Here is a 20632-nt window from a genome sequence, read left to right as displayed (position 1 = left end):
GCACCGTCGGCGCTCCGCTCGATCAGGCCGCCGCGGCCCTGTCCGGCGATGCCGATGCGGCGGAGCTGTCGGACCGCATCCGGGCGCTCGGCGCCGAACCACGCACGGCGATGCTGCTCGGCTCGGCATTGTCGGCGCGGCAGGCGTTCGCCGAGATCGTCTACCACGCACTCGATCCCGATGAGGATCGGGTGATGCACCGGCCCGTCGCGGTCGGCGTCTTCTACACCAAGCGCGGCCGCGTCGTCGCCGCTCCCAGCCATTCGCCGAGCGGTCAGCTGTGGACCACACTCAAGCCCGGGTCCGACCACGCCATCAAACAGGCCATCGACCAACTCGTCGAGCTTTCCGGCTACAGATGGGGGGACTACTAGATCGCAGCACGGTCCTTGACTAGCAACGATTCGACTACTGAGGAGCACTTATGGCTACATCCCTAACTCCGCAAGAGGCGGAGACCAAGATCGGGCAGGTCGACGAGGCGATGACTACCGCCAGGACGCTGGCCAACAACATCCTGGAGCGCGCCGAGACCATGACGGCGAGCTCGTGGCTGGGCGGTAAGGCGCAGAAGTTCGCCGGCATGATGACCCAGCATCACGACGACTTCACCGCCGTCATCACCCAACTCACCCAGGTGGCCGAGACCGGCAAGAGCAATATGCGCACGCTGGCCAACATGGACTCCGACTAGTTCAGCAGAAGGAAGGTCTTGACCCATGGTAGATAAGATCCACTACGACTACGGCTCCAACCACGATGCCCTGGACGCGATTCAGGGTGTGCTGAATGACGCGCAGGCGCTGCGCGAAGAGGTCGGCAAGGTTTTCAACGTGCTGCTCTCGGTCTACGAGGGCGAGGCCGCGATGGCGCTGCACCAGAAGCAGCTGCAGATCTCGAACGTGATGGACGGGATCATCCAGGACATCGCGAGCACCCGCTCGCGGGGCTCCGATCAGCAGCACGAGACCGCCGCCCTGGATTCGCACCTGGCCGGCAACTTCTAGGACCTGTCGGCGGGCCCGGTAAGCACGGATCCAACCCGGGCCCGCTCACAAGTCTGTTTCCACGAGCGCGAGAGGGCGATACGGCGTGATCACTGACGATGCGGCCCCGTTGCGCCACGACGTCGATCCGTGGTTCATGACCGGCTTCGACTTCAGATGCCTCTGGGAGACAGCCGGTCTCGACCGGCTACCGTTCCCGCTCGCGTACCGCAATCGCAAACAGCGTTACATCGCCGAAGTCGAAGCCGACAGACAAGCCGCCCTGGTCCGACAACGCGCCGGGATGACCCCGAATCGGCTACGCATGCTTGACGCGCTTCGGTTCCCGATGTTGGTGATGACCGGGTTCGGGCGGATCGAGGATGGCGCGGGCCAGCGGATCTTCCGGCTGTTCGGCGCAATCGGCACCGCGGGGTACTGCGCTGTGGTCACCCAGGACCCCAGTGACGAACTCATCTTCGGTGAGGACATTCAGATCATCGGTTGTGCGAACGTCGACTTCCCGCAGGTCATTCTGGAGGCCCTGCCGGACTACAAACCCGGTGCCAGGTCACGGAAGGACGGGCAGTACGAGGACGAGACGCCGGCACAGGTTCTGCGCGAATCGCGCATTTCCGGGTCCATCCTGCTGTCTGGATCCTCCGAATTCAGCCAGCAGTACGAGCTTCGTAACGAGAACCACCTGACGCTGATCAACGTCGCCGACGACGGTGCGTACGTGGTGAATGAGGGTGTCAGTTCGTTCCAGATCATCCCGGCCACGATCCCCAATCTCCTGGCTGCCTTCAAAAAGATTGAGAAAGCTCAGGTTACGCAGCTGGAGGAGAGACTCACGGCGGCGAGATCGGACCGAGAGTTCAATGGCATTCCTTAGCGCGGTCTCCACCTACATTCCTGGAGGGTTGGACTGCGAAGGTCGCCCCAAGCATCTCTCCAGCAGCGCATCGGAGATGCTCTCGGTGCACGAGATGGTCGAGTTGGCCGCGCGCCGGATAGATCCCGCCGTGCTCTCGGACGCGGGCGCAGGCCTCGCCGCATCGTTCCACTGCGGCTCGTTGTACCAGGGGGAACACTTCTGGCCCATCCAGAACTCGCTGCAACAAGCCGTCCTCGGACGGGAGTCGGGCGGCGCCGCCGCCGAGGTCCGGCAGTTCTGCTCGGGCGGACTGTACGGTGTGATGCTCGCCGACGCCGTGCTCGAAGCCGGTTGGGCCGGCGATTACGCCCTGGTGACGGGTGGCGACAGCAACTTCTTCTTCGACCGTTACGAGTATGCGTCCAACCCGGTGACCGAGGGCTCGCTGATGGGTGACAGCGCCTTCTGCACGGTGCTGAACCGCCACGACGGCTTCGCGCGGATCCTGTCCGTGGCCGCCAACTCACTCAACCCGGCCGCGGACATGATGCGCAGCAGGCCCGACCGCGGGATCGACGACCCGTCGTTTCCCGGGCTCGCCGAATGGGCGTCGAGGTTCGCCGCCTACAACCGGGCCCACCCCGGCATGGCCGCCGATATCGGCATGGCCAGCTTCCAGTCCGCCGTCAAGACCGTCACCGAGTGCTATCGGCGTATCGAACTCGATCCGGGCGAGATCGACTGGTTTGCACCGTCTTTCATCGAACCGGTGGATGTCACCGATTCGCTGGCCAAACACGCTCTGCTGCGACCCACCCCCGGCCTGCACGAATTCGCCGCGGGGGTCGGCCATCTGACCGTGTCGGATTTCTGCGTGAACCTCGCCTATCTCATGAACAACCGGGTCGCCAAGGTCGGCGACCTGATCATGCTGTTCGCGGCCGGAAATTTCCTGACCGCCGCAGCCGTGCTGATCCGAATCGAGAAAGAGGTGACGCTGCCATTCGACACCTTGCCATGAACGCCTATCATCTGACGACAACGGTTGGAGATCGAAAGCATGACTAATCCTTTTGCCGGCCTGGACGCCGACACCGGTGACGGAAAGCTCTACCTCGATGACGAGGTGAAAAAAGCCGTCGAGACTGCCTTCACGCCGTACAACACGGCATTGCAGACTCTGATAAACGACGCCCTTGACGACACCACGGGGTATTTCGGCACCACGGGGAACGAGTTGGCGAAGATTCTCGAAGAGACGTTCAACGGGCGCGGCAAGTCAATGACGGATTACCTGAAGGAGCAGCAGTCTCAGGCCACCGCCTTCAAGAAGACCGCTCAGGACGCGGCAGCAGCTCAAGAAGCCGCGGAAAACGATTAGTCCGGTAGACCGTGATCGGAGGTAGCGACCCATGGGGAGCTTCGGAAATGATATGGGCGCCCTGTTCGGCGGCGAAATGTACAGCTCCAAGGCGAACAACTGGTCGAATGACGAGTGGAAAGCCGTTATGGGGACGGACAAACCTGAGAATTACTGGGACCAGATCAATCAGGACAATGTCGCCAAAGTAGAGAACAAGGCCGAAACCGAAGCCCCCAAGTGGGATATGACCGACGAACACGGCAACAAGCTGAAAATCAACGAGGTCGATAACGCGCTGTCCGACAGTACTGCCTCCAACTCGGTTCACGACGCGCTCACCGGGGGCCAAGCGCTCAACTGGGAGTCAAAGACCTTCGAAGAACTGAACAATGAGAAGAAGGCGCTGAACTACGGCGCGCTCCAGGACCTCGCCACCGCGTGGAAGACGCACGGAGGCGACCTCAAAGAAGCATCCGAGGATTTTAAGATAGATACGACAACGGCGATCACCGGAAAATGGAAAGGTGAAAGCGCCTCCGCGGCCGAAGCGGCGACAAAGCATGTCACGGAGAATTCGATTTACAAATTCACTCCCTCCGCGGACGAAATTGCGAACCGGCTGACCATTCTTCACGGCGCCTTCAAGCACATCCATGACAATTTTCCCAAATACACCGAACATAAACTGATCGATAATTTCATGGGCTACAACAAGGCCGATCTCGATAGAGAAGTCGCGGCGTACAACACGCGATATCATTTCGACGGTGAAGGCCATCTGCTGCTCAGCAACGGCCAGTACGTATCTATAGAGAGTGCGGTCGAGGACGCGAAAAAAATTCGGCAATCGGTCGAAGATTATAACGACGCGGTATCGCTCTTTGATAACACCTACAACCCGACGGTCCAGGAGGTGACCACAAGTTTTCCCATACTTCCGCCGCCACCTGATCTGAAGTTCGGAGACCCCGGCAAGCCGGGGGGCCCTGGTGGACCCGGTGATGGCCCCGGCACCGGCCCCGGCGGTGGCCCAGGTATGGGCAATCCGAATCTGGGTGGCGGCCCGAGCATGCCGAAACTCGATAACCCGAAACTCGGGAACCCGAGTATCGACAAACCAAAAATCGACAACCCCTCGATCGAGAACCCCAACCTTCCAGACACGAATATCCCGGATCCCAAGAACCCGACGGGCCTGGACGGGCTGACCGATCCCGCCAAGTCAGCGACGGATGCGGCGACGAACGCGGCCAAGGACGCCATGGGCCAGGCCATGGACGCCGCCAAGAACGCCGGCCAGGGCGGCCCGCCGCCCCCCATCGGGGCTGGCGGACCGCCCGAGGGAGTTCTCGGCCTCGGACCAAAGGGGCTCGGCGCCGGCGGTGTCCCCGGTGCCGGGGCCGGTGGCGGCGGGATCGGCAAGGGAGCCGGAGGTATCGGCGCAGGCCTGCCGCTGAAGGGCATGCCGAGCGGAATCGGTACCAGCGCCGCCGAAACCACCGCGGCAAAAGCGCCCACCGGAGCAAACGGCCCCGGCGCCGGCCTCGGCGGGGGTGCGGGCTCGCCCGGAGCCGGCGCCCCGGCCGCAGGGCAGCGTGGCGATCAGAACGGCAAAGGCCACCAGGTCAACAAGGCGCTACGCCGAAAGAAGAACGGCAAGGACGTCATCGGTGACGCCGAGGCCGCAGTTGCCGTGGTGGGCGCCAGCGAAGACGACGATCAGGCTGACGGCACGGCTGTGGAACAGCCTGAACAGCGCCGCCGGGTCCCGCAGCGGGGCCCGGTTTGGCAACCGGACTCCGCGGTGCAGAACGCACCACGGCGGGTTCCCCCGTCGCCGCAGCGTGGTTCGCTGTCATCTGATTGACCGAGACGAGTAGTGGCCCCCGCGGCATCGCCATCCGCGTGGGCCACTACTCACATGTCAGATGGAATCTTGTTGTTCCAGCAGGTCAGCGGTGACGCGAAGACCGTTCGAGTAGAAGTCGAGAAGCTCGGTCTTGGCGGTGATCGATCCGTCCACCCAGTCCCGTTGTGCCTTGTACCCTTTGTCGCCGTCGGCGAACTGTTTTCCGATCTTGTCGTGGCCCCATGCCTCGCCCTCACCACTGAGCATCTGCATCAAGGTTGACTGCACGTCTTTCATCCTGCCGCTGATATCGGCGAGATACCTCGAGTTCCAGCGTAGATCGTTCGGTGTAAGCCCAAGTGGACTGGTCAAGGTCGACTCCTTCTAATCGGGACGACGAGATGGCCCGAATGGGCCCGGGTGCGCGGCGAATCCCTAACGGAGAGGGTTGAATTCGCGCAGAGAATCGGGTTCCTTGCCGGTCGTGACGTATTCGGCGAGCAGTCGTCCGGTCACCGGGCCGTGCGCCAGGCCCCACATGCCGTGACCGCCCGCCACGTAGACACCCGGCGCGGCCGCGCCGATCAGCGGGCGTCCGTCCGGGGTGACCGGCCGCGGACCTACCCACACATCGGTGCGTTCGCCCCAGCGCACCCCGTCCAGCAGTGGTGCGGCCGCACCGACGATCGCGCCGATCCGGGCCGGCTGCGGTGGCTCGTCGGGTGAGCGGAACTCCATGGTGCCTGCGACCCGCAGTGCACCCTGGTAGGGCGTGCACGCGACCCGGACGTCGGGCAGGTAGATGGGGCCGGGGATCGGGCGGTCCACCGGCACGGTGAACGAATAGCCGCGGCCGGCCCGCACCGGCGTGCGGACCCACTGCCCGGCCAGCGATGACAGCCATGCCCCGGTGGCGATCACCGCGACGTCGGCGCTCAGCTGCCGGCCCGGAAGTTGCACCGTGACGAGGCTGTCCGACGGCTGCACATCGGTGACCCTGCCGGTCATGATCTCGCCGCCCCTGGCGATGACGGCCTCGGCCAGTCCGTGCACGAACCGGCCCGGGTCGATGTAGCGCTGGCCCTCGACGTTGATACCCGTCGTGATGGCGGCCGACGCCAGCGGAGCCTGGTCGCGCAGCGCCTGCCCGGACAGCTCGGTCACCGTCACGGTCTGCCCGATCGCGGTCAGCCGGCGCAGTTCGGTCATGAGATGTTCGGCCTGCTGGGCGGATTCGAACAGCGCGGTGATCGGTGCGTCGGTGGTGGGCACGTCGACGCCGTTGGCGGTGAGCACGTCGTAGGCCTCGAGGCATTCGGCGTTGAACTGCAGGTTCGCCCTGGCCGCCCGATTCCACGAGGAGATCCGGCAGTTCGCCGCGAACCGGGCCAGGAACGTCCACAGACCGGGATCGGCGGTGAGGGGGATGTGCAGCGGAGCGTTCGGGTTGAGCAGTGATCGCAGGCCGTAACGCAGCACCGAGGGATCGTTGAGCGGGATGGTCAAGGTCGGCGAAACCCAGCCGGCATTGCCCCACGAGGAGCCCGCGGCCACCCCGGTCCGGTCCACCACCGTTACCCCGACCCCGCGCTCCTGCAGGAACCACGCGGTGGACAGGCCGACGATGCCCGCTCCCACGACGACCGCGGACCGCGGACCGCCGTCGATCCGTTCGACGCCGACCATCACGCCACCTCCACGATGTTGCTCGGACAACTCCATGGTGTGGGGGAGTGGCCCCGAACCGTTTGACCTGCCGGGACAAAAAATGTGGACGGGATTGTCGAGCTACGACAAATCCTCGATCGCGGCGAGTTCGATCATCATCGCCAGCCGTTTGCGCGCATCGTCGAGATCGAGCGTGGTCACCTCGGCCATCCGGCGCATCCGGTAGCGCACGGTGTTCTCGTGCACACCGAGCGTCCGGCCGGCCTCGGCGAGATCCCCCTGGGCCTCCAGCCAGGCCCGCAACGTCGCCGCATACTGCGTGCCCTGGGTCCGGTCGTTGGCCCGGAGCTCGGCGACCGGCCCCCGCCGAGGCGCCCGGCCGGACCGCGCGGCGATCCGCAGGCGGTGCAGCAGGATGTCGTCCCAGGCCTCGTCATACACCGGTGGCGGGCCGCCGGGACACACCTCGTGCAGGGCCAGGCACTCGTCGGCCTCCCGGCGGGCCAATACCAGCTCGGCCACCCCGGCCGGACCGCTGATCCCGGCGAGCACCGCCACCGGTTCGGGCAGGGCGGCCCGCAGGCCCGACACCCAGTGCCGGGCAGCGCCGGCATCCGGGTCCGCACCGGGCAGCACCGTGTAGACGGTGTTGCCGTCGAGTGCGCTGCGACTCGGCCGTGACCAGCCGAACCCCGTGGTGGCCCGCTCGAACGCGAGCAGCAGCGCGGCGTGCCGCTCGTCGTCGGTCTGGGCCCGCAGCGCGATCACCCGCAGCGGACCCTGCGGGAGCGCCAGGCGGCTGGCCACCGTCGTCGCGTCGGCGGCGCCCTCCAACAGCCGGATCACCGACTCCGATTCGACCTGCCGTTCCAGGTCCGCGCTGGCCCGGGAACGCAGCAGATGCATCGCCACCATGCGGGCCCCGTCGGCCAGTGCCGAGCGCCGGGCGTCGGTCAACGGTTCGGCACACGCCACCCACACCGAGCCAAGCAGGGCCCGGCCCGCGCGGGCCGCGACCACCATCCGCCCGGTCAGGCCGTGCGCCGGATCGCTCGCCACGTACAGCGGCTCATCGGATTCGGCAAGGTGGCGCAGAACCCCCCGGGCTTCGAACACCGCGCGCAACCGGTCCGGTGCCTGGCGGCCCAGGATCGTCTCGGCGCGGGCCGGGTCGGCATGCTGTTGCAGCCGCGAGTACGCCAGCACGCGCGACGCCCGGTCCTCGATGGTGACCGCGCCGCCCGCCACCTCGGCCAGGCTGTCGGCCAGCGCGAACAGGTCGGTCGGACCCCGGCCGGACTCGGTCTCCCGGCCCTCGAGGACCAGACCGTAGACCACCGCGGCCAGCTCACTCCACGAGACCTCGGGGTCCACCGTCATGATCGCGATGCCAACATCGGGACCGGGTTCGTCGAGATCGCGGATCAGCACCACCACGGCACGGGCCGCGGCCGCCCATTCGAGCGCTTCGGCGACCGAACCCGCCCCGACCGCCAGCAGCACGTCACCGATCACCGGCCCCGGCTCGTGCATGACGACGCTGCGCAGCTCGGTCGACCTGGGGGCGGTGCACTGCCTCAGGTGGACGCCGTAGCCACCGAGCACATTGATCAGCCGGTCCAGTGTGACCACGGACCGAGCCTAATCAGCAGACGACCGGTTACGGCCCGGCCGACAGCGTGGCCTTGCCGGTGTGTTGGTTGCCCGAGCGGTCCAGCCAGGTGAGATCGACGACGTCACCGACATAACGCCGGTCCAGCACCAGCGTCAGCGTGCGAACCGAATCCAGCCGGGTGCCGTCGAGCACGGTCAGCAGGTCACCGGGGGTCAACCCGGCCGCCTCGGCCGGGCCGCCACGCAGCACGTCCTGGATGATGACGCCGCGCCCCTGCTCGGGCGCCGTGCGCACACCGACACCGAGCAGGGTCGGCGGTCCGATGTGCACCGAGTCGGACGGGGTGCGGGACCGGATCTGGCCTGCCACCGACATCGCGTCGTTGATCGGGATCGCGAACCCCTTGCCGCCCGGCCCCATGCGGAAGTTGACCGATGCGGCCGTCGTCATACCGACCACCTGACCGGCATCGTCGACCACCGGTCCGCCCGAGTCGCCGGCCCGCACCGGTGCGGCGAACTCGATCAGGCCGCCGATCTCGTCGGTGCTGCCGGTCAGCTCGTCCTCGGCGTTGACCGTGCGGCCGAACGCGGTGATGGTCCCGACCTCCCGGGTCAGCGGGGCGTTGGTGCCCTGCGCGTTACCGAGTGCGACCACCTCCTCGCCCTGGGCCAGCGCGCCGGAATCGCCGATCGGAGCGGTGGGCAGCCCGCCCGCGCCCCGTAGCTGCAGCACCGCGACATCGTTTTCGCGGCTGTACCCGACCAGGTCCGCGGTGAAGGACCGGCCGCCGACCGTGGCGCTGATCGAGTTCGCGCCCTGGACCACGTGATAGTTGGTGAGCACCTCGCCGCCCGCGGACAACACGATGCCGGTGCCGATGCCGTAGGCCTGCTGATAGTCCACGACGGTGTCGATCCGGGCCACCGCGGGCTCCACGGAAGTGGCGGCGGAGCTGGGATCACCGGGTGCGGCCCCGGCCGGGGCCGACGGGACCACCAGGGCCGCCGCCGCGGCCAGCGCCGCCAGGATCACCGATGTGACGGATCGCGACCGCATTTTGCCCATGAATCTATTTTGGCTGTGAGTTCGCCCGCTGTCGACGCGCGCGTTACTCCTCAACTGCGACGCCACGGCGCGAAGGCCAACGCAACCGCGAACCACCGCCCTTGTTCGACGGCCGGCGGTTGCGCAGTTTGCCACGTGGGGCCTCGTCCTTTGCGGCGTCGTTTCCGGCGTCTTTTTCGGCCTCGCCGGACTCATCGGGGGTGTCGGTGGTCTCGTCCTGGCCGGTCTCGGCCTGCTCGTCCACATCGGATGCGTCGGCTTCTTCGGCTTCCGGGTCCGGTTCGTCGTCGGTGCCCGCGGCGGGTTCTTCGGCCGCCTGGGCGCTCACCTCGGTGGGCGCGTCCTCGGCGCTTTCTTCGACCTCTTCTGCCGGCTCGGACTCTTCTGCCGGCTCGGCATCGTCTGCCGGCGCTTCCGCGTCGTCCCCGGTCTTGCCCCTGCCTTTGCGGCGGGTGGTCTTCTCCCTGGTCTTGACCGGTTTCGGCGGTGGTGGGGGCAGTTCGGCGGCGAATGCCAGGTAGAAGCCGAAGATGCCGAGCAGCGCGATCGCCGCGGCGGCACCGTAGATGGCGAACAACCACTGTCCGGCGCTGTCCAGGGACAGCCAGATCTCCGAGATCGCGGTACCGAGGATCAACAGCCCGGCAACCACGTGCAGGCCGATCGACCACGACCGCAGCCGCAGCGCAAGGGTCGGTGTGGCGTACTCGGGCCGCTGGGTCCGCAGCAGCGTGAACACCACCGGAAGTGCGGTCAGCCCGATCAGCACACCGGTCACGATCCGCAGCACCAGACCGAGCGTCGGCGAGGTCTGGCCCATCAACTCCGGCCAGCGGGGAATGACGAAGAAGAAGTAGAGGCCTGCAGCGATGAGCGAGAACAGCGCATGCCAGATCACCGCGACGGTGCGGCCCATACTCCTCCTTGGTACTTCTGCTGGGCCGGGGGGCGACAGTGCCGGTCAACCGGCAGGTCGCCGCCCCGAACCCGAGTGCGGAGGATAGGGGATTTGAACCCCTGAGGGCTGTTAACCCAACCCGCGTTCCAGGCGAGCGCCATAGGCCACTAGGCGAATCCTCCGTCGGCAATGGTAGCCCAAGCCGTCACGGCTCCCGTCAAGTCGGGGGAGGGGCAGGTATTACACTCGCCATGGACCCCGCGCGGCGTCCATCCTGTGAACTCCCCCAGGGCCGGAAGGCAGCAAGGGTCAACGGGCTCTGGCGGGTGCGCGGGGTCCCCTAATGTCCCGCCCCGTCATTGCGGGGTCCTCTCGCATCGAGAACCGGTGAAAGGCGCGCCGTGTCGTTCCAGTCCCTCGGCCGCGACGAGCTACTCGCGCAGCACGAACTTCAACAGCGCAACTACCAGGCGCTTCAGGCCAAGGGCCTGAGCCTGGACCTCACCCGTGGAAAGCCGTCGCCGGCGCAGCTGGACCTGTCCAACCCGCTGCTGAGCCTGCCCGGGCCGGACAAGGATGCGTTCCGGGACCGCGACGGCACCGACACCCGCAACTACGGCGGACTGCACGGGCTGCCCGAGCTGCGGGAGATCTTCGGCGAACTGCTGGGCATCCCGGTGCAGAACCTCATCGCGGGAAACAACGCGAGCCTGGAGATGATGCACGACTGTGTGGTGTTCTCGCTGCTGCACGGCGGCGTGGACTCGCCGCGGCCCTGGATCGAGGAACCCAAGGTCAAGTTCCTCTGCCCGGCCCCCGGCTACGACCGGCACTTCGCGATCACCGAATCGCTCGGCATCGAGATGATCCCGGTGCCGATGCGCGAGGACGGCCCCGACGCCGACGTGATCGAGGAACTCGTGGCCGCCGACCCGGCGGTCAAGGGCATGTGGTGCGTACCGGTCTACTCCAATCCGACGGGCGCCACCTACTCCTGGGAGACCGTCCGCCGGCTGCTCCAGATGCAAACCGCCGCAAGCGATTTCCGATTGATGTGGGATAACGCATACGCGGTCCACACGTTGACCCCCGACTTCGTCAGGCAGGTCGACGTGCTCGGACTGGCCGAGGCCGCGGGCAACCCGAACCGGCCCCTGGTGTTCGCCTCGACGTCCAAGATCACCTTCGCCGGGTCCGGGGTGAGTTTCCTGGGCGGCTCGCTGGGCAACATCGCCTGGTACCTGCAGCACGCGGGCAAGAAGACGATCGGCCCGGACAAGGTCAACCAACTGCGCCACCTGCGCTTCTTCGGCGATGCCGACGGGGTCAGGCTGCAGATGCAGCGCCACCGCGACCTGGTCGCGCCGAAGTTCGCCCTGGTGGCCGAGATTCTCGAGGACCGGCTGGGTGAGTCGAAGATCGCCTCATGGACCGACCCCAAGGGTGGGTACTTCGTCAGCCTCGATGTCTGGCCCGGCACCGCCAAGCGCACCGTCGCCCTCGCGAAGGAGGCCGGCATCGCGGTCACCGAGGCGGGTTCGGCGTTCCCGTACCGGAAAGACCCGGAGGACAAGAACATCCGCATCGCGCCGACCTTCCCGTCATCGGACGACGTCCGCGACGCGATCGACGGCCTGGCAACCTGCGCGCTGCTGGCGGCGACCGAGTCGCTGCTGGGTGGCGAGTCCCGGCAGTCATAGGTCCTCGGTAGCCTGCATCCGTGGCTCTCTACCGCAAGTACCGCCCGGCAACCTTCGCCGAAGTCGTTGGGCAGGAGCATGTCACCGAGCCGCTGTCCACCGCGCTCAGCGCGGGCCGGATCAACCACGCCTACCTGTTCTCCGGGCCGAGGGGCTGCGGTAAGACCTCGTCGGCGCGGATCCTGGCCCGGTCGCTGAACTGCGATCAGGGGCCCACGCCGACCCCATGCGGGGTGTGCGATTCGTGCGTGGCGCTGGCCCCGAACGGACCGGGCAACGTCGACGTCGTCGAACTCGACGCCGCCAGCCACGGTGGCGTCGACGACACCCGCGAACTGCGCGACCGCGCCTTCTACGCGCCGGCCCAGTCGCGGTACCGGATCTTCATCGTCGACGAAGCGCACATGGTGACCACGGCCGGTTTCAACGCGCTGCTCAAGATCGTCGAGGAGCCGCCAGAACATCTGATCTTCGTGTTCGCCACCACCGAACCGGAGAAGGTGCTGCCGACGATCCGGTCCCGCACGCATCACTACCCGTTCCGGCTGCTGGCCCCGCGGACCATGCGCCCGCTGCTGGAACGGATCTGTGCCGAGGAAAGCGTCGACGTGGACGATGCGGTGTATCCGCTGGTCATCCGCGCCGGCGGCGGGTCCCCCCGCGACACCCTCTCGGTTCTCGACCAGCTGCTGGCCGGGGCCGAGGGGAACCGGATCGCCTATCAGCGCGCACTGGCGCTGCTCGGTGCCACCGATATGGCGCTCATCGACGATGCGGTGGAGGCGCTGGCCGCGGGCGATGCCGCCGCCCTGTTCGGTGCCGTGGAGGCCGTGATCGACGCCGGTCACGATCCGCGACGCTTCGCCACCGATCTGCTGGAGCGGTTCCGCGACCTGATCGTGCTGCAGGCCGTGCCCGATGCGGCGGCCCGCGGTGTCGTCGACGCACCCTCCGACGTGCTCGAACGGATGCGTGACCAGGCCGCCAGGATCGGTGCGGCGACGGTCACCCGCTACGCCGAGGTGGTGCACGCCGGGCTCGGCGAGATGCGTGGGGCCACGGCGCCGCGGCTGCTGCTCGAGGTGGTGTGTGCCCGGCTGCTGCTGCCGTCGGCCCACGACACTGAGTCGGCGCTGCTGCAGCGCATCGAGCGCATCGAGACCCGGCTGGACATGTCGATCCCGGCCGCCGACGGACCCGCGGCCGTGCGGGCCGCAGAGCCGGCCAAGGTGTTCACCCGGCCCAGCCAGGCGCAGCCACCTGAACCCAAGGCCGCTGAGCCTGAACCGGCGCCACCTCCGCCTCCGCCGGTGCCCGTTCCTGAGCCCGTGCCCGAGCCGGCCGCGGCGCCCGAGCCCGAGCCGGCCGTCGAGCCCGTTCCTGAGCCCGAACCTGAGCCTGCGCCCGAAGTGGTCGCCGAGCCCGAAGCTGAGCCTGTGCCCGGTGGTGAACCGAACGCCGCCGCGGTGCGCTCGATGTGGCCGACGGTCCGGGAGAAGGTGCGTGAGCGCAGCCGCACCACCGAGGTCATGTTGTCGGGGGCGACGGTACGCGCCGTCGAAGGAAAAACCCTCGTACTGTCCCATGATTCGCCGCCACTGGCGAAGCGGCTGACCGAGTCGCGCAATGCCGACGTGATCCGCGACGCCCTGAAGGACGCGCTCGGCGTGGACTGGCAGATCCGGTGCGAGGTCGGTGCCGCCGAGGCGCCCGCGGCCCCGGCCGCCAAGGCCGCCAAGCCCGCACCCCGGGTACCTGCCCGGCCGGGGCGTTCCATTCCCGAACCCGAGCCCGCGCCGGAGCCGCCACCGTCGCCGGTAGACGACGAGGAGGAGATGCTCGCCGAGGCCGGGCAGACCGAGGCCGGGCCTCGCCGCGACCCCGAGGAGGCCGCGCTCGAGCTACTCCAGACCGAACTCGGGGCGCGCAAGATCGAGGGCTGACTGTTGAGATTGCGCGCAGGGTCGTAGGAACAGCGAATTCACGACCCTGGGCGCAATCTCAACTATCGCGCGCCGGCCTGGCTACGGCGTCCACCACGGCCGCAGCGGCAGCCCGCCGTCGCGGCCGTGCTCGTCGAGCTTGACCGCGAGCACCTGGTGCAGCTGGACGACGTTGGTCTCGAAGCCCAGCCGCGACCCGGCCATGTACAGGCCCCACACTTTCGCGGTGGGCAGCCCCACCTCGGCGACCGCCTCGTCCCAGTGCTCGACGAGGTTGGCGCACCAGTCCCGCAGCGTCATCGCGTAGTGGTGGCGCAGGTTCTCCTCGTGCACCACCTCCAGGCCGACATCCTGGGCCTCGCTGATGATGCGGCCCGATCCGGTCAGCTCACCGTCGGGGAACACATAGCGGTCGATGAAACCCCCGGCGACCGCGGCCGTCCGGTTGTTGTGCCGGGTGATGGAGTGGTTGAGCAGCAGCCCCCCGGTCCGCAGCTTCGATTTCAGGAAGCCGAAATACGCCGGGTAGTTGTGCACGCCGATGTGCTCGGTCAGGCCGATCGAGGACACCGCGTCGAAACCGGACTCGGCGATATCGCGGTAGTCGCCGTGCCGCACCTCGGCGAGATCGCCGAGCCCCTCCTCGGCGATCGCTTTCTGCGCCCAGGTGGCCTGCTCGCGGGAGAGCGTGACCCCGGTGGCCTTCACGCCGTGGCGGGCCGCATAGCGCACCATGCCGCCCCACCCGCAGCCGACGTCGAGCAGCCGGTCCCCGGACTGCAGCCGCAGCTTGTCGAAAACCAGGCGGTACTTGTTGTCCTGGGCCTCCTCGAGGGTCGCCTCGGCGTCCGGATAGCAGGCGCAGGTGTAGGTCATCGACGGGCCCAGCACCCATTCGTAGAAGGTGTTCGACACGTCGTAGTGGTGATGGATGGCCTCGGCGTCGCGGGTCTTGCTGTGCCGGAAACCCTCGACCATCCGGCGCCATCGAGGCAGGGCCTCCTGCGGCGGCGGGGCGATCGGCCGCAGATGCTCGAAGCCGATGGAGCGGACGATGTGGGCGAGCACCCGGGCCGGCGGGCGCCGGAAGTCCATTTTCTCGGCGAGCGCGCACAACAACGGGTACGGGTCGCCAGGGTGCACGCCGTGCGGTTCGAGGTCGCCGGACACATAGGCGCGGGCCAGGCCGAGATCGCCGGGCGCGGTGGCCAGATAGGTGGTGCCGCGCGGGGTCAACAGGTCGAGGCCGAGGGTGGCCTCCTCGGGCCCGGCGGAACTGCCGTCGTATGCGGTGAACTTCAGCGGCAACCGGCCCGCGGCGAAGATCTCCAGGATCTCGGCCAGGCTCAGCCTTCGCTGCAGGTCATGCGCGAACTGGTCGCTGTGGTCCTTGTACGTCGTCATCGCCTCTGCACCGCCTTCGAATACAAATCAAGCAGACGTGAATCGGGGTCGTAGGCCTTCTTGACGGTCTTGTATGCCTCTCCGCCATATAGATCGTCGAAGTCTTCCCGGGTGTAGAAAGCATCGGAGTACAGGGATTTATGCCCATCGAGTTCGCCGACTTTGCGTTCGATGAGTTTGTTGGTGTGCCCTTCGGTGGGTCCGACCGGCACCGACGACCAGAAGCCGACGTTGACGTAGGTGTGCCGGGGCCGCAGCGGGTACAGCGGCCAGGAGTCGTCGTGATCGCTGCGTAACCGCAACGGGCACAACCACAGGGGTTCGATCGGCACGTTGCCGAGGAACCAGTCGAGGAACTCGACACATCGTTCTATGGGAACCTCGACATCCTGGACGACCCGCTCCCGCAGCGGGCCGCCGGTGGAACGCAGGCTGCGCTTCTCGATCCGGTCGGCGATGTCGAACCGCTGGTCGTAGCCGATCAACTTCCAGTAGAAGCTGCTGCGACGGTACCGGCGCGGCCACAACCGGCGGATCGCCGGGTGTTGCGCACCGAAAGCCCTTGAACACCAGAACCAGTCGGTATCCCACCGCCACAGATAGTCGTGAATCGTGAGACGGTCCTGCTTGCCGGTCGCGCTCTTGCCGGGGTGCTGGATGGACCGGTAGTAGATCTCCTGACCCGTGTAATCGCTGACCGGGCCAGGGGTTTTGGTCTTGATCCCGACGCACAGATAGCTCTCGTCGGCGCTGAACACCACACCGTCGAGATAGTCGACCGGTTCACCGTTGTACCCGCCGGTCTCGATGATCCGATCCATCTCGGCGATCAGATCGCTCAGCGCGTGAAAACGCAGGTGGCGCAGCGCGACAAACGGTGCCACCGGCTCCAGTTCGATCCGCAGGCGAGTGGAATAGCCCAGGGTGCCATAGGAATTCGGAAACGTGTGAAACAGATCGGCATGTCGCTCGGGTGAGGCCGTCACGACCTCGCCCGCACCGGTCAGGATGTCCATCTCCAGCACCGACTCGTGCGGCAGACCGTTGCGGAACGACGTCGACTCGATGCCGAGGCCGGTGACCGCGCCGCCCAGCGTGATCGTCTTGAGCTGCGGAACCACCAACGGCGAAAAGCCGTACGGCAGCGTCGCGGCGACCAGATCCTCGTAGGTACACATGCCCGCCACATCGGCCGTCCCGGCCTGCGGATCGACCGAGATGACCCCGGTCAGCCCGGACGTGTCGAGGCCTTTGCCCGGGGTGCGGGCCCGCGCCCGGAACAGGTTGGACGTGGGTTTGGCAAGACGCACCGTCGAGGTGGACGGGATGGCGCGATAGCTGTCGACGAGCCGCTGTACGCCGGCACCGTGAACAGACTGTGCGTCAGTCGGCACAACAGACACACATATACGCTAGTCGGCGGTTGCAGCCGATGCGACCGTAGACGCCGGCATGGCCGGATCGACACCGTTTCTTTACCAATAAGGAGCTTCACCGATGGGACAGGTCAGCGCGGTCAGCACCGTTTTGATCAACGCCGAACCCGCCGCCGTGCTCGCCGCGATCGCCGACTACCAGACTGTGCGCCCGAAGATCCTGTCGTCGCACTACAGCGGCTACCAGGTGCTCGAGGGCGGCCAGGGCGCGGGCACCGTCGTCACCTGGAAACTGCAGGCGACCAAATCCCGGGTGCGCGACATCAAGGCCACCGTCGACGTCGCCGGTCACACCGTGATCGAGAAGGACGCCAACTCGACCCTGGTGACCAACTGGACGGTGGCCCCCGCGGGCACCGGGTCCTCGGTCAACCTCAAGACGTCGTGGACCGGGGCCGGCGGGGTGAAGGGCTTCTTCGAGAAGACCTTCGCACCGCTCGGGTTGCGCAAGATCCAGGACGAGGTGCTGGCCAATCTGAAGAAGGACGTCGAGGACTAACGCGCGGGAGTGCCGGCCTGGCTGCCCAGGTATGCCGCGACTCCCCGCGCGATCGCGTCGGCGTACTTCTGCCTGCCCTCGGGGGATTTCATCAGCGAGGAGTCGACCGGGTTCTTCATATTGCCGCACTCGACCAGGATCGACGGGAACTGCGCCAGGTTGAGGCCGGCGATATCGGACCGGGCGTCGAGTCCGCCCGAACCGATGTAGGTGGCCGGCGGGATGCCCGAACCCGACAGCTGATCGCGCATGACCTTCGCGAACTGCACCGACGGCCCGGCCTGGACGTTGTTCAGCGGCGGCGAGGAGTAGAGCACGTGGAAGCCGCGGCCGTTGGCCGGGCCGCCGTCGCCGTGGATCGAGACGATCGCGTTCGGGCGCAGCGAGTTGGCCATCGTTGCGCGTTCGTCGACACACGGGCCCAGTGCGTTGTCGTTGCCCCGCGACATCGCGGTGCGCACACCCATCGCGGTCAATGCGGCCCGCACCCGCAGCGTGGTGTCCCAGGTGAACGTGTGCTCGGGGAATCCGTCCTCGGTCGAGGTGCCGCTCTCCTGACAGTTCTTGGTGCCGCCGCGACCGGTCGGGACCTGGCGGCTGATCGAGGCGTCATTGGCGCCGTTGTGTCCCGGGTCGAGGAACACGATCATCCCGGCGATATTGGACGGGGCGGCATTGGCGCGCGGGACGCCGTACGGACTGTTGACTATGGCTGGCGCGGTCACCGCGATGACCACGCTGGATATCACCGCGACGCCGACACGCAAACAAGCTGGGACTCGCACGGCCGCCACCGTAGCCCGCACGACGACTAGGCTGAAAGGCCAAACCGCCACCGACGGGCGAGAGCAACCAAGTCGAGACCGTAACGCAACCAACACGGCAAGGGGACCAGTCATGCAACCCGGAGGCACGCCCGATATGTCGGCACTGCTCGCCCAGGCGCAGCAGGTGCAACAGCAGCTGATGGAGGCCCAGGAGTCGCTGGCCAACTCGGAGGTCCACGGCCAGGCCGGCGGCGGCCTGGTGCAGGTCACCGTGAAGGGCAGCGGCGAGGTGGTCGGCGTATCGATCGACCCCAAGGTCATCGACCCGGCCGATCCCGAAACCTTGCAGGACCTGATCGTGGGCGCCCTGTCCGACGCCTCCAATCAAGTGAGCGCCATGGCGCAGAGTCGCCTCGGTCCGCTGGCCGGCGGGCTCTCCGGCTTCGGTATCCCGGGGCTCTGAGTTGTTTGAGGGTCCCGTCCAGGATCTGATCGATGAGCTGGGCAAGCTGCCCGGGATCGGACCCAAGAGCGCGCAGCGGATCGCTTTTCACCTGTTGAGCGTCGAGCCGCCGGACATCGACCGGCTGACGGCCGTGCTCGGCCGGATCCGCGACGGTGTGACGTTCTGCGCGGTGTGCGGCAACGTCTCCGACGACGAGCGCTGCCGGATCTGCAGTGATCCGCGCCGCGACGCGTCGCTGGTGTGTGTCGTCGAGGAACCCAAGGATGTGCAGGCCGTCGAGCGCACCCGCGAGTTCCGGGGTCGTTACCACGTGCTCGGCGGGGCGTTGGACCCGTTGTCGGGGATCGGGCCCGAACAGCTGCGGATCCGGGAGTTGCTGAACCGGATCGGGGAGCGCGTCGACGGGATCGACGTCGCCGAGGTGATCATCGCCACCGATCCCAACACCGAGGGCGAGGCGACCGCCACCTACCTGGTGCGGATGCTGCGCGACATCCCCGGCCTGACCGTCACCCGGATCGCGTCGGGGCTGCCGATGGGCGGGGACCTCGAGTTCGCTGATGAGCTCACCCTGGGCCGGGCGCTGGCCGGCCGCCGCGCGATGGCTTGATTGGCGGCTCGAAGTTCGCTCGTTTCGGCGTGAGCGAAACCACTGGGACTAACTCCGGTGGAGTTTGTAACGTCGAGTCATGGCCCGCCCCGACCTGCTGCAGATGACGCCGACGCTGTACCGGCTGCGTATCCCCGGCGACCAGGCGCACCAGCTGAACAGCTATCTGTGGCTGGAGTCCGATGGCGTCACCCTCGTCGACACCGGCTGGCCGGATAGTGCGGGCGTGATCGCCGAGGCGCTCGCGACCCTCGGCAGGCGCCGCCTGCACGTCAAACGCATCGTGCTGACCCACTTTCACGAGGATCACTGCGGCGCCGCCGCCGAGGTCGCGGCGTGGTCGGACGTCGAGGTGATCGCGGGGGCCGCCGACGCCGCCTACGTTCGCGGCGAGGCCGGTCCTGTGCCGGTGCTCACCGACCGCGAGCGCGCGATCCGGTCCGACTTCGACGCCCCGCCCAACGGGCCCGCATGCCGGGTGGACCGCACCGTGGTCGACGGCGATGTGCTCGACTTCGCCGGTGGGGCCAGGGTCCTCGGCGTCCCCGGCCACACGCCGGGCAGCATCGCGCTGTACCTGCCCACCGCCGACGCCGTGTTGACCGGCGATGCCGTCGCCGAGTTCGACGGCCAGATCATCCTCGGTGTCTTCAACACCGACCGGTGCGCCGCCGCCGAGTCGGCGTCGCGGCTCGCCGCGACCGGTGCCCAGATCGCGGGTTTCGGTCACGGTGAGCCGGTGCTGGCCGACGCGGCCGCGCGGATCGCCGGCGCCGTCGACGTGTTCGCGGCCTGACCAGCGCACCAGTTCGACGAAAATGTCGCCGGCGCAGCCGTTCCACGACGATTACGTCGATTTCGAGGGCGTGGGCACCCGACTTGTCGGTGGCCCGGTGCACGATGCAGGCATGACTGAGATATTTCTCGGCGGCGAGGCACTGGCAGCGGGCCGTGTAACACGCCAAGAGTTGGCGAACAGGTACACCGCGATCTATCGCGGCGTGTACATCTCGAACGACGCCGCACCCTCGCTGCGACAGCGGAGCATCGCGGCCTGGCTCGCGGTGCGCCGCAAGGGCGTCATCGCGGGCAGCACCGCGGCGGCGTTGCACGGCTGCGCCTGGGTCGACCCGGCCGGGCCGATCGAGGTCGCGGGCACCGCGGGTAAGGCCCAGCACGGTCTGCTGCCGCGCCGTGACCGCATCGCCGATGACGAGGTTGTCATGCTCTCCGGTCTTCCGGTCACAACGCGGGTTCGGACGGCCTTCGATGTCGGACGCCACCTGGAGCGCGGGCTCGCGCTGGCCCGGCTCGACGCGATGATGTGGAATCGGGAATTCTCGGTGGAGGCGGTTCGCGTTCTGGCGTCGCGTTATCCGCACGCGTCGGGGGTGCGGCAACTCGATGAGCTGCTGCCGCTGGTCGACGGCGGGGCGGCGACCCCGCGGGAGAGTCGGATCCGGTTGTCGTTGCTGGACGCGGG

Annotated in this window: 22 protein-coding genes, 1 tRNA gene and 1 other RNA gene; 15 read left to right on the top strand and 9 right to left on the bottom strand. The window is 67.4% G+C overall.

Translation table 11 applies throughout. The features are described from left to right. From ACWDTP_RS27535 to ACWDTP_RS27505, 7 genes are all read left to right on the top strand, one after another. Positions 1-374, top strand: a 374-nt coding sequence (locus ACWDTP_RS27535) for an ESX secretion-associated protein EspG (protein WP_450025715.1), incomplete at its 5' end; no start/stop codon positions are given. A gap of 50 nt (positions 375-424) precedes the next feature. Then, positions 425-694: a WXG100 family type VII secretion target gene (locus ACWDTP_RS27530; RefSeq protein ID WP_450025714.1), complete on the top strand. Its 270-nt coding sequence runs from the start codon at positions 425-427 to the stop codon at positions 692-694. A gap of 25 nt (positions 695-719) precedes the next feature. Continuing rightward, positions 720-1007 carry a hypothetical protein gene (locus ACWDTP_RS27525; protein ID WP_450025712.1) on the top strand — a complete coding sequence of 96 codons (288 nt, stop codon included), beginning with the start codon at positions 720-722 and terminating at the stop codon, positions 1005-1007. Positions 1008-1116: 109 nt separating this feature from the next. Next, positions 1117-1881 carry an ESX secretion-associated protein EspG gene (locus tag ACWDTP_RS27520; protein ID WP_450025710.1) on the top strand — a complete coding sequence of 255 codons (765 nt, stop codon included), beginning with the start codon at positions 1117-1119 and terminating at the stop codon, positions 1879-1881. Further along, positions 1868-2884: a hypothetical protein gene (locus ACWDTP_RS27515; protein WP_450025708.1), complete on the top strand. Its 1017-nt coding sequence runs from the start codon at positions 1868-1870 to the stop codon at positions 2882-2884. The genes ACWDTP_RS27520 and ACWDTP_RS27515 overlap by 14 nt, the downstream gene beginning before the upstream one ends. A 24-nt stretch (positions 2885-2908) precedes the next feature. Next, positions 2909-3244, top strand: coding sequence for a hypothetical protein (locus ACWDTP_RS27510; RefSeq protein ID WP_450025706.1), 336 nt, complete (start codon positions 2909-2911; stop codon positions 3242-3244). Between the two features lie 52 nt (positions 3245-3296). Then, positions 3297-5093: a hypothetical protein gene (locus ACWDTP_RS27505; RefSeq protein ID WP_450025704.1), complete on the top strand. Its 1797-nt coding sequence runs from the start codon at positions 3297-3299 to the stop codon at positions 5091-5093. Between the two features lie 57 nt (positions 5094-5150). On the opposite strand, the gene ACWDTP_RS27500 is transcribed toward ACWDTP_RS27505, so the two are convergent. The 6 genes from ACWDTP_RS27500 to ACWDTP_RS27475 all read right to left on the bottom strand — a co-directional run bounded on the left by ACWDTP_RS27500 (position 5151) and on the right by ACWDTP_RS27475 (position 10506). Then, positions 5151-5447: a hypothetical protein gene (locus tag ACWDTP_RS27500; RefSeq protein WP_450025703.1), complete on the bottom strand. Its 297-nt coding sequence runs from the start codon at positions 5445-5447 to the stop codon at positions 5151-5153. Between the two features lie 63 nt (positions 5448-5510). Continuing rightward, complete coding sequence (locus ACWDTP_RS27495; RefSeq protein ID WP_450025701.1) at positions 5511-6761, bottom strand: NAD(P)/FAD-dependent oxidoreductase; 1251 nt, start codon at positions 6759-6761, stop codon at positions 5511-5513. 102 nt (positions 6762-6863) lie between these two features. Further along, positions 6864-8375, bottom strand: coding sequence for a PucR family transcriptional regulator (locus tag ACWDTP_RS27490; protein ID WP_450025699.1), 1512 nt, complete (start codon positions 8373-8375; stop codon positions 6864-6866). A gap of 28 nt (positions 8376-8403) precedes the next feature. Then, on the bottom strand, positions 8404-9426 hold the full coding sequence (locus ACWDTP_RS27485; protein ID WP_450025697.1) for a S1C family serine protease: 1023 nt from the start codon (positions 9424-9426) through the stop codon (positions 8404-8406). A gap of 43 nt (positions 9427-9469) precedes the next feature. Then, positions 9470-10342, bottom strand: coding sequence for a hypothetical protein (locus ACWDTP_RS27480; protein WP_450025695.1), 873 nt, complete (start codon positions 10340-10342; stop codon positions 9470-9472). Between the two features lie 78 nt (positions 10343-10420). Beyond that, positions 10421-10506 (bottom strand) — tRNA-Ser (locus ACWDTP_RS27475). A 68-nt stretch (positions 10507-10574) separates the two neighbouring features. Between ACWDTP_RS27475 and ffs the strand changes: the two genes are divergently transcribed. The 3 genes from ffs (at position 10575) to ACWDTP_RS27460 (ending at position 13967) form a co-directional block, all read left to right on the top strand. After that, positions 10575-10669: signal recognition particle sRNA small type (gene ffs / locus ACWDTP_RS27470), an RNA gene on the top strand. 56 nt (positions 10670-10725) lie between these two features. Continuing rightward, positions 10726-12024, top strand: coding sequence for an aminotransferase class I/II-fold pyridoxal phosphate-dependent enzyme (locus ACWDTP_RS27465; RefSeq protein ID WP_450025693.1), 1299 nt, complete (start codon positions 10726-10728; stop codon positions 12022-12024). A gap of 20 nt (positions 12025-12044) precedes the next feature. Then, positions 12045-13967: a DNA polymerase III subunits gamma/tau gene (locus ACWDTP_RS27460; RefSeq protein ID WP_450025691.1), complete on the top strand. Its 1923-nt coding sequence runs from the start codon at positions 12045-12047 to the stop codon at positions 13965-13967. A gap of 81 nt (positions 13968-14048) precedes the next feature. On the opposite strand, the gene ACWDTP_RS27455 is transcribed toward ACWDTP_RS27460, so the two are convergent. Then, on the bottom strand, positions 14049-15371 hold the full coding sequence (locus tag ACWDTP_RS27455) for a class I SAM-dependent methyltransferase (RefSeq protein WP_450025689.1): 1323 nt from the start codon (positions 15369-15371) through the stop codon (positions 14049-14051). After that, the gene (locus ACWDTP_RS27450) at positions 15368-16774 is read right to left on the bottom strand and encodes an FAD-binding protein (RefSeq protein WP_450025687.1); all 1407 of its coding nucleotides are present in this window, start codon (positions 16772-16774) and stop codon (positions 15368-15370) included. The genes ACWDTP_RS27455 and ACWDTP_RS27450 overlap by 4 nt, the downstream gene beginning before the upstream one ends. 94 nt (positions 16775-16868) lie before the next feature. Here ACWDTP_RS27450 and ACWDTP_RS27445 point away from each other — a divergent pair, with 94 nt between their 5' ends. Continuing rightward, entirely contained in the window at positions 16869-17306 is a 438-nt protein-coding gene (locus ACWDTP_RS27445) for an SRPBCC family protein (RefSeq protein ID WP_450025685.1), read from the top strand. Here the strand turns inward: ACWDTP_RS27445 and ACWDTP_RS27440 are convergent. Next, positions 17303-18100 (bottom strand): Rv3717 family N-acetylmuramoyl-L-alanine amidase, encoded by a 798-nt coding sequence (locus ACWDTP_RS27440; protein ID WP_450025717.1) that lies wholly within the window; start codon positions 18098-18100, stop codon positions 17303-17305. The two genes, ACWDTP_RS27445 and ACWDTP_RS27440, sit on opposite strands and share 4 nt — an antisense overlap. Before the next feature lie 103 nt (positions 18101-18203). On the opposite strand from ACWDTP_RS27440, the gene ACWDTP_RS27435 reads away from it, so the two are divergent. From ACWDTP_RS27435 to ACWDTP_RS27420, 4 genes are all read left to right on the top strand, one after another. Further along, entirely contained in the window at positions 18204-18536 is a 333-nt protein-coding gene (locus ACWDTP_RS27435) for a YbaB/EbfC family nucleoid-associated protein (protein WP_450025683.1), read from the top strand. A gap of 1 nt (position 18537) precedes the next feature. Continuing rightward, a complete protein-coding gene (gene recR, locus ACWDTP_RS27430; protein WP_036431593.1) occupies positions 18538-19149 on the top strand; it encodes a recombination mediator RecR in 612 nt (203 codons plus the stop codon). A 79-nt stretch (positions 19150-19228) separates the two neighbouring features. Further along, complete coding sequence (locus ACWDTP_RS27425; RefSeq protein ID WP_450025681.1) at positions 19229-19945, top strand: MBL fold metallo-hydrolase; 717 nt, start codon at positions 19229-19231, stop codon at positions 19943-19945. 112 nt (positions 19946-20057) lie between these two features. Beyond that, the coding region (locus tag ACWDTP_RS27420; protein WP_450025679.1) for a hypothetical protein at positions 20058-20632 on the top strand (575 nt) is incomplete at its 3' end.

The organism is Mycobacterium sp. NPDC003449, from assembly GCF_053588415.1.
Note: the sequence above shows the minus strand (reverse complement) of the source record. Positions and strands in the feature narration are given on the sequence as shown.